An 11,732-nucleotide genomic window follows, 5' to 3' on the forward strand; every position below is an offset into this window, starting at 1 on the left:
CAATAAATGAGCGTCTTTTTTCATACCCAAAATCGAAAGGAGAAAGAGAAAATATGAATAAGCTAGTAAAGCGATTGCTGACAGGAACGCTTGCTTTTGCAACCATTCTCACGGCATTACCAGTGACGGCGGTTCATGCTTCCGGCAATCAATACTGGACAGAATCAGCAGAACGTGTCGGCTACATTGAACACGTTATGAATGATGGTTCTATCAAATCTACATTCAATGAGGGACACATGAAAGTTGAGGGCGAAACTGCCTACTGCGTGGATATCAACACCAGTTTTAAGAATGGATATAAAACACGTTCTGACGCAAGCTCCCGTATGAGTAGCGATCAGATTGCGGACGTTGCTCTTTCCTTAGAGTACGTCAAACAATATACCGCTTCTCATACGAACTTGAATTATAAACAGGGATACTTGCTGGAACAGTGTGTTGTCTGGCAGAGGTTGAGTGAACAGCTCGGCTGGCAGTGCGATAACGTCAGAGCTTCCTATAATGAAATCTCACAGGTAGTACAGAATGAAGTTTACGCTGGTGCGAAAGCATTTGTGAAAGCAAATAAGGGACGCTATGAATGTGGCGGTTACATCTACACTGGCGAAGGACAGGACATCGGACAGTTCTGGGCGAAGTTAAATGTAGGAAATGCAAAAGTCAAAAAGACTTCTTCCAATCCCACGGTCACAGATGGTAACGCCAGTTATTCCTTTGAGGGTGCGACATTTGGTGTCTATTCTGATAAGGGCTGTAACAGCCAGCTTGCCACACTTACTGCCGATGGAAACGGCGATACCAAAGAAGTTGAGGTAAAAGCAGGAACAATTTACATCAAAGAGCTTTCTGCTCCAAAGGGTTATAAGCTGGATTCTACTGTCCATGCCTTAAATGTGGAAGTTGGAAAAACAGCGACATTAACTGTTGCTGACACTCCAAAGGTCACAGAAACTTTGATTGATTTATTCAAAATCGACATGGAAACAGGAAAATCCACTCCACAGGGAAATGCATCTTTAGAGAGTGCAGAGTTCACATGGAGCTATTATGACGGTTACTACAATGCAGACAATCTTCCTGCAAAGGCTACCCGTACATGGACAACTAAAACCGTTGCCGAAAAAGACAGTGACGGAACTATCCATTATGTATCCAGACTTGCCGACAGCTACAAAGTATCCGGCGACAGCTTCTATACACAGGACGGTAAGAATGTACTGCCACTTGGTACACTCACTGTCACAGAAACAAAAGCACCAAACGGCTACTTATTAGATGGTGCATATATGCAGGCTGACGGAAGTTCTGAACAGATTAAGGGGACGTACCTTACACAGATTTCCGAAGATGGCGAACTTGCCGTACTTTCTGGAAGTAACCAGTATTCTGTATCTGACAAGGTTATCCGTGGCGGTGTAAAAATCCAGAAACGTGACCTTGAAACAAAGGATACCAAAGCACAGGGAAGTGCGACCTTACAGTACACAGAATTTAATATCATTTCCTTAAATGACAGTCCTGTACTGGTAGAGGGAAAATTATACAACAAGAATGAAACTGTCAAGAAGATTCAGACAGGCATTGACGGAATCGCTTCTACTTCTGCTGACTTGCTTCCTTACGGAAATTACAGATTAGAAGAAAGCAAAGCACCAGAGGGCTACTTAACAGATGGTGCAAAAGCAATCGACTTTTCTATCACGGAAGATGGAAAAATCGTGGACTTGACTGACAAATCTCACTCTGTCTACAACCAGATTAAGCGTGGCGATATTGAGGGTGTAAAAATCGGTGCAGGTACACACAAACGCCTTGCAGGTGTTCCATTCAGAATCACAAGCAAGACAACGGGAGAATCCCATATTGTAGTTACTGACAAAAACGGTCAGTTCTCCACTGCTTCAAGCTGGGCTTCCCACAAGGTCAATACCAATGCCGGAAAATCCAGTGAGGACGGTGTATGGTTTGGTACATCTGAACCAGACGACAGCAAAGGTGCATTACTTTATGATACTTATGTGATTGAGGAATTAAAGTGTGATTCCAACGCCGGATTTAAGCTGATTCCAGCTTTTGAAATAGTCGTATCCAGAAATAAAGTGACCATTGATTTAGGTACGCTTACCGATGAATACGAAAAAGAAATCACAATCCATACCACAGCTACCGACAAGAAAACAGGCGAAAAGATGATTGTTGCCGGAAAAGACATCAAGATCGTGGACGAAGTCACACTTGATGGATTGGAAACAGGCAGAAAATATAAACTTTCCGGCTGGCAGATGGTAAAGGAAGAAAATGCGGAACTTCTCATTGATGGGAAACGTGTAGACAGTGATTATACCTTTACTGCTGACAGCGAAAAAATGACGGTTAGGATTACTTACAGTTTTGATGGTTCAGCTCTTGGTGGTCAGAACCTTGTTACCTTTGAGGAATTGTACGATATGAGCAATCCGAAAGAGCCTGTCAAGGTTGCCGAACATAAGGACATCAACGATGATGGACAGACCGTTCTTATCACGGAACGTGTCATCAAAATCCATACGACCGCTACGGACAAGAACGGCAAGAAAGAAATTGAAGCCGGAAAAGACGTAACGATTGTGGATAAAGTCACATTAGATGGGCTGGAAGTTGGAACAAAATACAAACTTTCCGGCTGGCAGATGTTAAAAGAGGAAAATGCAGAACTTCTGATTGATGGAAAGAAAGTATCCAATGGTTATGAGTTTACAGCCGACAATGAAAAAATGACGGTTGAGATTGCATTTACCTTTGATGGTTCTTCTCTTGGTGGAAAGAGCCTTGTTACATTTGAGGAATTATACGATATGACCAATCCAGACGAACCAAAGAAAGTGACAGAACATAAGGACATCACAGACGATGGACAGACTGTGACAATTAAGGAAGTGCCGGAAGTCCCAGACACACCAAAGGATACTGACACGCCGGATACACCATCTACGGTTAAGACAAGTGACAGCCCAAAAACAGGCGACAATACCAATATCTATGCTTACCTTGCCATGCTTGGTCTTTCCTGCGTAGGGCTTGGCGGTATGCTTTATTTCAAACGCCGTAGAAAGAAATCATAAGGCGGTAATGTAGCGGTTGGTAGAGCGTTCAAGGTCGCCACCCTTTTTGCAACTTCACGCTCCCGTGAAGCACTTGGTTTACGGGAGCGTGAAGTCCACTAGGGGCGTGGGGAGTGTAGCTCCCCACAAAGTACAGCAGGAAAGAAAATAAAACAGAAAGAAAAGAGGTCAATCATTTATGGAATTAAGATTTGTCGTACCAAACATGGAAAAGACATTCGGAAACTTGGAGTTTGCCGGAGAAAATACTACGGAACAGCAGAGAATCAACGGGCGTATAGCTGTCATTAACAGAAGCTACAACCTGTATTCCGATGTACAGAGAGCCGATGATGTAGTTGTGACACTTCCTGCCAAAGCTGGCGAAAAACATTTTTCGCCGGAGCAGAAAGTAAAACTTATCAACCCACGAATCACTACCGATGGTTATAAAATCGGGGAACGTGGATTTGTCAATTACATCTTACTTGCAGACGATATGTTACCAGTAGAAAATAAATAAGGGGGTATTCAGATTATGAGATTAGCAAATGGAATCGTCATTGATAAAGAAAAGACATTCGGAGTGTTGAAGTTCTCCGCATTACGCCGTGAGGTTCATGTACAGAATGAAGATGGGACGGTCAGTGAGGAAATCAAGGAACGTACTTACGATTTAAAATGCAACACACAGGGACGCATGATACAGGTATCTGTTCCGGCGACTGTTCCGTTAAAAGATTATGATTACAACGCCGAAGTGGAACTTATCAACCCTGTTGCAGATACGGTAGCCAATGCGAATTACCGTGGTGCAGATGTGGACTGGTATGTAAAAGCGGACGACATTATTTTGAAGAACAAAGGAACTCATACCGGAAATCCACAGAACAATGCTCCCCAGCACCCGCCGAAGAAATAAGTTTGTAACTAATGGATTTTCATTGTATTGTTCAAATGTAATTGATATAATATAAAAAAATCAAATTGGAAGTTATAAAGGAGAAACACTATGGGATTATTTGGTAAAAGCAAAAAAGAGCGAGAAAAAGAGTATATGAACAGATTAGATGTTCCATTATGTTTAAAAGAAGACTTTGAATTGATTATTGATGATGTATTTACAATTATGGGGGTTGGAACAGTTGTCACAGGAAACATATCAACAGGAATGTGTAGAGAAGGAGAAAATGCGTGTGTTTATAAAACAAATGGAGGTGTATTAGAGACTATAATTACTAACATCGATATACATACAAAAGAACGAAAATCAAATGGTTGTGGATATAAAACAGAACATGTTGGACTTGGGTTAAGAGGAGTTTCTAAGGAACAATTAGAAAAAGGAGATAGAGTGATTGTAAAGAATGCCAATATGTATGGAATGTAATTACAAATTCAAGTTTGCAGAATCAAGAAAACTGGAATTTGAGGTGATGAAACTATGACAGAAATACAAATTGCATGGTTAGAATTGATGACAGTTGGAGGTCTTGGTGTAATATTGGTTTTACTAGGAGTTACTTTCAATATCATTGTAAAAAGACAGAATCAATTGTGTACAAAGCAGACAGACGGTATTGTTAAACAATATGGGTTTCCGGGAAATGGAAGGGTGTATCCAATCGTGGAGTACTTTGTGAATGGAACTTGTTATAAAACAAAGAAAATATTTCGTGGAATTAAAACAACGCAAATATCTGGAGTACCCGTACCGGTGAAATCAGAAGTCTATGAAGATGAAAAAGGCTGGCTACATGTAAAAACTGGATCCATTGCAAATTTGCGTCAACTTGCAGAGCAGTTGTGGCCTATCAACAGTAAGATGACAGTTTATTATAATCCAAACAATCCTAAAAAGTGCTATGTTGATAGACCAATTTCAAAAAGTTTTACTTCCATGATGTTTATCATAATGGGAATAGTAACGATACTCTTGAGTGTATTGGTATTCTTTTTGATGCAGCTATAAATTACAAAAGATAATTGGTAATCAGACAAAATTCAAGTTTATAAGTTAGCTTATATGTTCCAAATAATTAAACCAACATTTAAGGAGATGGGAAAATGAATTTTACTGATGAAAAAGATTACATCATGCGAATGATAAAAGAAATGGTAAGAGTATTATTTTCATTAGCCTTTGGGAAAAAGTATGTTTCTGTTGAACTTGAAAAAGAAAACAAGTATGAAGTATCGGGAAAAAATTTGAAAATTTTTCTTAATATGATTGATTTAGGACAGATTAACGAAGCAGAGAACATACTTTTAGATAGCATTGACTATACAAACAAAAACGAAGTAATGGCGGTGGCTCTTTTTTATCAGTACCTTAGTGAAAAAGATAATCAGTTTTTGGAAAACAACAATTATACAAAAGAAGAAGTGCTTTCTGGTTTCAAACAATTACTTATGAAATCGGGATATAGCGATTTGCTTTATTTGCTCAAATATGATGAGTAATACAGAATTAAAAATTCAGCCTTTATAATTTTATATTTATATTCACAAAGCAGTTAGTCTACATGATTGACTGCTTTTCTTACGTCCAAAGAAAGGAGTTTATATGAACGTATGGAAAAAATCTAAAGGTAACAGGATTCGTGCCAGTGACAAATCGCTGGTCTATCATTTCTGTATTGGCTGGCTGTTGCTCCTGTTTGTTGCGGTATTCTTGCTACTGAACCTGCGACAGCCTCTTGTTACAGACTGGAAAGAATTTAACCTGCTCCATGCCGGAATTACTTGGACTGCCTACAACTCCATTACGGTTCTGATAGCGACTGGTATTTGTGTATTGGTCACTTTTCTCTACTACCGTTATGGATATGACCGTATCAAGCGGTTGCTACACAGACAAAAACTGGCTCGCATGGTGCTGGAAAATAAATGGTATGAAGCGAAGAACACCAAAGACAGCGTTTTTTTCACTGACCTGCAAAGCAGATCAAGAGAAAAAATCGTGTGGTTTCCGAAAATTTACTACCAGATGGACAATGGATTGCTCCATATCCTGTGTGAAATTACAATGGGAAAATATCAAGAACAGCTCCTGTCCTTAGAGGATAAACTGGAATCGGGACTGTACTGTGAGCTGACCGACAAGACACTGCATGACGGCTATATCGAATACACCCTGCTCTATGATATGATAGCGAACCGTATTTCGATTGATGAAGTAATTGCCGAAAACGGCGGTCTGCGGTTAATGAAAAATCTGGTGTGGGAATATGATTCACTTCCCCATGCCCTTATCTGCGGTGGTACAGGTGGTGGAAAGACCTATTTTCTACTGACCATCATTGAAGCACTGCTTAGAACCAATGCAGATTTATATATTCTTGACCCGAAGAACGCTGACCTTGCAGATTTGGGAACGGTCATGGGAAATGTCTACCACACGAAAGACGATATGATTGACTGCGTCAATACCTTTTATGAGGGCATGGTCACACGCTCGGAAGAAATGAAACTGAACCCGAACTACCGTACAGGAGAAAACTATGCCTATCTGGGACTTTCTCCACAATTCCTTATCTTTGATGAATATGTGGCTTTCCTAGAAATGCTCACAACAAAAGAAAGTACCGCCCTGTTAAGCCAGCTAAAGAAAATCGTCATGCTTGGCAGACAGGCTGGCTATTTTCTGATTGTGGCTTGCCAGCGTCCAGACGCAAAGTATTTCGGGGACGGTATCAGAGATAACTTTAACTTCCGTGTGGGGCTTGGTCGCATGAGTGAACTTGGTTACGGTATGCTCTTTGGAAGTGATGTGAAAAAACAATTTTTCCAGAAGCGAATCAAAGGGCGTGGATACTGTGATGTGGGAACAAGTGTCATATCAGAATTTTACACTCCCCTTGTACCCAAAGGCTATGATTTCTTGGGTACGATTGGGGAACTTGCAGAAAGGAGAACAGAAAAAAAGGCTCTGGAATAATCCGAAGCCTTACTTTAATTTCAAGATGTCATTAGGTGTGCAGTCCAGATATTCACACAACTTTGCTAAGATGGAGAAGTCGATTCTGGTTACTTTATTTTTGCAGTAGTTGTTGAGCTGTGTCCTCTGTAAATTACAGGCTTCACAGACTTTGTTTTTACTGATATTCTTTTCTTTGAGAAGATTTTCTAAATCCATGTATACTGTCATTTTTGTTTACCTCGTCTTTTAATCAAATTATAAATATAGCTGTATTGAAAAATAAGCTGTTTTGCTCTACACTTGTACTGTAATATAGGTGTACGGAGGGAATTAAAATGATAAGAAAACGGACAATAATTATAGTAATCACTATACTTCTGCTCTTGGCAGGAATCCTGTTTTACCTGCAATGGGGACGACAGATGGACGTATCTTCTTCGTCTGGCTCTGGCTCTGATAACCATTATGAGCTACGGGTGTCGGTCATACTCAACACTTTGGTCGTGACCGATCAACAGAAATGTGCGGAACAAATATTTGAAAAATGCAGGGACAACTCTTTTCACAGTGTCCGTTTCAGTTATGATATTCAGATTCCCCACGCACTTTCTGTTACGGTCTACAAGAACCAGAAAGACGCTGAATCCGGCAACTCGGCATTTAGCTTTTCCTATCGGCAGGAGAACCAGATAGACGGCACATACAATATTGTGGACAATCCAGAAAAATTTACTCTGGAAATGGACTGATTGTACACATAAGGCAGGACGGACAGGTGGCGTGCGAAGCGAAAGCCACAGGTACGGACTAGCCTTGCTGGTGTGGCGGTAGCCACGCCAGCAGACAATAGCCCCTCGGTATCTAACAGAGGGGCACAAATCACAAGGAAACATACACAAAAGTTACCGATTCTTGGCTGAAATCAAGCATTTGGTAGCTTTTTTTACTGCTGTGACATCGGATATAAAATGTCACAGTTTTTTCGTAAAGGGGGTATCGCACTGAATGATACAGAGTGGATACAGGATTTTGCAGACAGACGTTTGCAGTACGGTGTATCCCAGACGAAACTTGCGGTCATGGCTGGAATCAGCCGTGAACATTTAAGCCGTATCGAATCCGGAAAGGTGGCGGTCACAGAAGAAATGAAAGTGAAACTTTTGGAAGCTCTGGAAAAATTCAATCCAGAAGCACCGCTTACCATGCTGTTTGATTATGTGAGGATACGGTTTCCGACACTGGATATTGGACACATCATTAAGGACATCTTACAGCTCAATATCCAGTACATGATACATGAGGACTTCGGGCATTACAGCTACACGGAACACTACTACATCGGAGATATTTTCGTATATACTTCCCCCGATGAAGAAAAAGGTGTCCTGCTGGAACTGAAAGGAAAAGGCTGTCGCCAGTTTGAAAGTTATCTGCTGGCACAGGAACGGAGCTGGTATGATTTCCTTATGGACGCTCTGGTGGACGGTGGTGTGATGAAACGCCTTGACCTTGCCATCAATGACCATACAGGAATGTTGGATATTCCAGAACTGACCGAAAAATGCCGGAATGAGGAATGTGTATCGGTGTTCCGTTCCTTTAAGTCCTATGCTTCCGGCGAACTGGTCAAGCATGAGGAACAGGACAAGGCTGGTATGGGTTATACGCTTTATATCGGCTCGCTAAAAAGTGAGGTGTACTTCTGTGTCTATGAAAAGAGCTATGAGCAGTACATCAAACTAGGGATTCCCATTGAGGAAGCACCGATAAAAAACAGATTTGAAATACGGTTAAAAAATGAACGTGCTTATTATGCTGTCCGTGACCTGCTGACTTACTATGACGCTGAACGGACGGCATTTTCTATTATCAACCGTTATGTACGCTTTGTGGATAAGGAAGCAGACAAGAAACGGAGCGACTGGAAATTATCTGTCCGCTGGGCGTGGTTCATCGGGGGAAACAGAGAGCCGTTAAAGCTCACGACCAAACCCGAACCCTACACACTGGACAGAACCCTACGCTGGATTCAACGGCAGGTTGACCCGACACTCAAAATGCTGGAAACAATCACAGCGAAAACAGGGATTGATTATCTGAAAGAAATCCGTAAATCCACGAAACTGACGGAAAAGCATTACAAGATAATTGAACAGCAGACCACATCTACCGAAGATGTGATTTTAGAAAAGGAGAATTGAAAAATGCAACGATTATTATTTGACTTCCTGTTCTTCTCTTTAGGGGGAACAGTTGGCGTGGTTGCCATGTGTATTTTACAGGCTGGCAGACAGTCTGACAAAAAAATGATGGAACTGAAAGGAGAAAAGAAAGCATGAATTTTGGACAGAACCTTTATAACTGGTTTTTAAGCAATGCACAGAGCCTTGTGTTGATGGCGATTGTTGTTATCGGTATCTACTTGGGATTCAAGCGTGAGTTTTCCAAACTCATCGGATTCTTGGTAGTTGCCTTAGTAGCCGTTGGTCTTGTATTCAATGCATCCGGCGTAAAAGACGTATTGTTACAGTTATTCAATAAGATTATTGGAGCGTAAAATTAAGAATCCCACATTTTAAACACAAACTTGTGGTAATATACTACTTGTGGTAATATACTAATATCATTAAAATGTTTAAAGGAGATTCTTATTATGGTTAGATACAGTATTGAAATCGGACAGCAAGAACAAGATATTTTAAAAGAAATCGTTTTAGCCAGTGATAAAAATGTAAAGAAACGTAAATTTGCAATAGGGTTATCGTCTGTGATGTCTGTCATAATGTTAATATATACGACTCTTTGTTTTATGAATAGTCGTATTGGATATGGTATTATTGGATTATTATTTTCAGTTTTCTTTATCTGGATTATCATAAACGGAGCTAACACATTTCAAAAAAAAGTAATAAATATTGTTCATTCAAAGATGGATAATAAACTGACTTCGGGAAAACGTGAATATTGTTTTGATACCGATGGAATTACAGTTAGTTCTGATATTGGTAACGGGACTAATCATTGGAACGCCTTTAAATGTTGGGGGATTTTTAGAAATTACATATATATCAGAACAATAAAAAATGAAATGGTTCTTGTTAATCAAAATGATTTGTCTGAAAATGATGTAAAAGAGTTAAAATCCCTTTTGAGTCAGAATTTAAAAGAAGAAACGCTTTAATATTGTTTTAGAGTTAAGCAGTCTTTCAGTTATGATCGACTGCTTTTTTCATACTCAAAATTAGAAGAAAGGACTGAATTACGATGGAAGAATGTAGCGTATTGATTGAAACGACCAAATCAGCAGAGGATAAAACCTCTCGCTGGTTTGATTTACCCATTGATTATGAGCTGTTCCGTGACCTGCTCGGTGTGGAAGCTGACAGCAAAGACTATCAAATCACAGATATGAAGCTCCCCTTTGCTGGCGATATTGTAAGGACAACTTCTGTCAGACGATTAAACAAGCTATACTTTGCTTACACGGATTTATCGCCAGAAGTTCAGCAGGCATACAAAGAGTTGATTCCTTATTGTGGCGGTGTAGAGGATTTATTGCAGGAATCCGAAGAATTTTTGTTTTATCCAGAGTGTCACAACATCATGGACGTTGCCCGTTACCGCTTGGAGCATAACATTGAATTTTCTGCTCTTTCCGAAAAAGGAAAGAAATATTTTAATCTGGAAGCCTACGCCCATGAACTGGAAGAAAAAGGACGTTATGCTCTCTGCAACAATGGTATGTTCAAACTTTGACAGGTGGCATTGCTTATGGCAGAAATGAAAGTATTTGTTATCAATCTTGATGAACAGGAAAAAGATACAGGCTGTGCATGGTTTACACTTCCCTGCAACATAGAAGCATTAAAACAATCCATTGGCTTACCGCCGGACAGTGACCGTTATCTTATCAGTGATTATGATTTCCCTTTTGAAATCCTGCAAGATACAGACCTTGACCTGTTAAACAATATCTGCCTTGCGATTTCGGAGAGTGAAATCCCACCCGAAGATATACCTGCAATTCAAAGAGAATGGTTTTCAAACCTGCAAGAGCTGGAAGCCGGACTTTGCAATATTACATACCATCGGAACTGTTCAGATATGGAAGAAACATCAGAACATTTCCTGTGTGTGCATGGCAGATTTTATGAATACAATGAGTGAAAGGAAGTGACCGCTTATGATTGATGATATGCAAGTCTATATAGCCAATCTTGGCAAGTACAATGAGGGAGAACTGGTCGGGGACTGGTTCTCTTTTCCATTGGACGAAGAAGTGATTGCAGAACGTATCGGCTTAAAAGCAGAGTACGAAGAATACGCAATCCATGATACGGACAACTTCCCGATGGAGATTAGCGAATACATTTCCATCGAAGAACTGAACCGTATCTATGAGCAGTTGGAAGAATTACCGGATTACCTGCTGGACGACTTGGACAGTTTTATATCCTGCTATGGAAGTCTGGAAGAACTGGTGGAACATAAGGACGACATCATTCTGTATTCCGGCTGTGAAACGATGACCGATTTAGCCTACTATCTGATTGATGAAGAACAGGTACTCGGAGAAATCCCGTCCTCTTTACAGAACTATATCGACTATGAAGCCTACGGGCGTGACCTCGATATAGAGGGGACATTTATTGCAACAAACGCTGGTATCTGTGAGGTACTGCGTTAAGGGCTGGCAGATCAGCACCGCCACTGGTGCTACTGTCAGC

Annotated in this window: 16 protein-coding genes; 15 read left to right on the forward strand and 1 reads right to left on the reverse strand. The window is 40.5% G+C overall.

The annotated features are described in order from the left end of the window. Nucleotides 1-53: 53 nt before the first annotated feature. The 7 genes from BQ7344_RS10160 to BQ7344_RS10190 all read left to right on the forward strand — a co-directional run bounded on the left by BQ7344_RS10160 (nucleotide 54) and on the right by BQ7344_RS10190 (nucleotide 7,023). A complete protein-coding gene (locus BQ7344_RS10160) occupies nucleotides 54-3,104 on the forward strand; it encodes a VaFE repeat-containing surface-anchored protein (protein ID WP_072522488.1) in 3,051 nt (1,016 codons plus the stop codon). A gap of 178 nt (nucleotides 3,105-3,282) precedes the next feature. After that, entirely contained in the window at nucleotides 3,283-3,606 is a 324-nt protein-coding gene (locus BQ7344_RS10165) for a YdcP family protein (protein WP_055060381.1), read from the forward strand. A 15-nt stretch (nucleotides 3,607-3,621) separates the two neighbouring features. Further along, nucleotides 3,622-4,005, forward strand: a complete 384-nt coding sequence (locus BQ7344_RS10170) for a YdcP family protein (protein WP_072522489.1) — start codon at nucleotides 3,622-3,624, stop codon at nucleotides 4,003-4,005. 90 nt (nucleotides 4,006-4,095) lie between these two features. Then, the gene (locus BQ7344_RS10175) at nucleotides 4,096-4,473 is read left to right on the forward strand and encodes a hypothetical protein (protein ID WP_055169795.1); all 378 of its coding nucleotides are present in this window, start codon (nucleotides 4,096-4,098) and stop codon (nucleotides 4,471-4,473) included. Nucleotides 4,474-4,527: 54 nt separating this feature from the next. Beyond that, nucleotides 4,528-5,055 carry a hypothetical protein gene (locus BQ7344_RS10180; RefSeq protein WP_072522490.1) on the forward strand — a complete coding sequence of 176 codons (528 nt, stop codon included), beginning with the start codon at nucleotides 4,528-4,530 and terminating at the stop codon, nucleotides 5,053-5,055. Between the two features lie 95 nt (nucleotides 5,056-5,150). Further along, the gene (locus BQ7344_RS16310) at nucleotides 5,151-5,546 is read left to right on the forward strand and encodes a DUF6483 family protein (RefSeq protein ID WP_008704173.1); all 396 of its coding nucleotides are present in this window, start codon (nucleotides 5,151-5,153) and stop codon (nucleotides 5,544-5,546) included. A gap of 103 nt (nucleotides 5,547-5,649) precedes the next feature. Next, complete coding sequence (locus BQ7344_RS10190; protein ID WP_072522491.1) at nucleotides 5,650-7,023, forward strand: FtsK/SpoIIIE domain-containing protein; 1,374 nt, start codon at nucleotides 5,650-5,652, stop codon at nucleotides 7,021-7,023. A 9-nt stretch (nucleotides 7,024-7,032) separates the two neighbouring features. Here the strand turns inward: BQ7344_RS10190 and BQ7344_RS10195 are convergent, their stop codons facing one another. Beyond that, on the reverse strand, nucleotides 7,033-7,233 hold the full coding sequence (locus BQ7344_RS10195; RefSeq protein ID WP_005334884.1) for a helix-turn-helix domain-containing protein: 201 nt from the start codon (nucleotides 7,231-7,233) through the stop codon (nucleotides 7,033-7,035). A gap of 107 nt (nucleotides 7,234-7,340) precedes the next feature. On the opposite strand from BQ7344_RS10195, the gene BQ7344_RS10200 reads away from it, so the two are divergent. The 8 genes from BQ7344_RS10200 (at nucleotide 7,341) to BQ7344_RS10235 (ending at nucleotide 11,692) form a co-directional block, all read left to right on the forward strand. After that, on the forward strand, nucleotides 7,341-7,754 hold the full coding sequence (locus BQ7344_RS10200) for a hypothetical protein (protein WP_005334885.1): 414 nt from the start codon (nucleotides 7,341-7,343) through the stop codon (nucleotides 7,752-7,754). Nucleotides 7,755-7,973: 219 nt separating this feature from the next. Next, complete coding sequence (gene mobT / locus BQ7344_RS10205; protein ID WP_072522492.1) at nucleotides 7,974-9,206, forward strand: MobT family relaxase; 1,233 nt, start codon at nucleotides 7,974-7,976, stop codon at nucleotides 9,204-9,206. A gap of 3 nt (nucleotides 9,207-9,209) precedes the next feature. After that, nucleotides 9,210-9,344, forward strand: coding sequence for a DUF3789 domain-containing protein (locus tag BQ7344_RS10210; RefSeq protein WP_072522493.1), 135 nt, complete (start codon nucleotides 9,210-9,212; stop codon nucleotides 9,342-9,344). Further along, on the forward strand, nucleotides 9,341-9,562 hold the full coding sequence (locus BQ7344_RS10215) for a hypothetical protein (protein WP_004844214.1): 222 nt from the start codon (nucleotides 9,341-9,343) through the stop codon (nucleotides 9,560-9,562). Before BQ7344_RS10210 ends, BQ7344_RS10215 begins: the two co-directional genes overlap by 4 nt. Nucleotides 9,563-9,658: 96 nt before the next feature. Then, nucleotides 9,659-10,186, forward strand: a complete 528-nt coding sequence (locus tag BQ7344_RS10220; RefSeq protein ID WP_072522494.1) for a YcxB family protein — start codon at nucleotides 9,659-9,661, stop codon at nucleotides 10,184-10,186. An 83-nt stretch (nucleotides 10,187-10,269) separates the two neighbouring features. Continuing rightward, nucleotides 10,270-10,761, forward strand: a complete 492-nt coding sequence (locus BQ7344_RS10225; protein ID WP_055060387.1) for an antirestriction protein ArdA — start codon at nucleotides 10,270-10,272, stop codon at nucleotides 10,759-10,761. 15 nt (nucleotides 10,762-10,776) lie between these two features. Further along, the gene (locus BQ7344_RS10230; RefSeq protein ID WP_055200585.1) at nucleotides 10,777-11,172 is read left to right on the forward strand and encodes a hypothetical protein; all 396 of its coding nucleotides are present in this window, start codon (nucleotides 10,777-10,779) and stop codon (nucleotides 11,170-11,172) included. Nucleotides 11,173-11,188: 16 nt separating this feature from the next. Then, complete coding sequence (locus BQ7344_RS10235) at nucleotides 11,189-11,692, forward strand: antirestriction protein ArdA (RefSeq protein ID WP_072522495.1); 504 nt, start codon at nucleotides 11,189-11,191, stop codon at nucleotides 11,690-11,692. Nucleotides 11,693-11,732: the final 40 nt, after the last annotated feature.

Origin of the sequence: Blautia sp. Marseille-P3087 (assembly GCF_900120195.1) — a bacterium.
Taxonomy (GTDB): domain Bacteria; phylum Bacillota; class Clostridia; order Lachnospirales; family Lachnospiraceae; genus Blautia_A.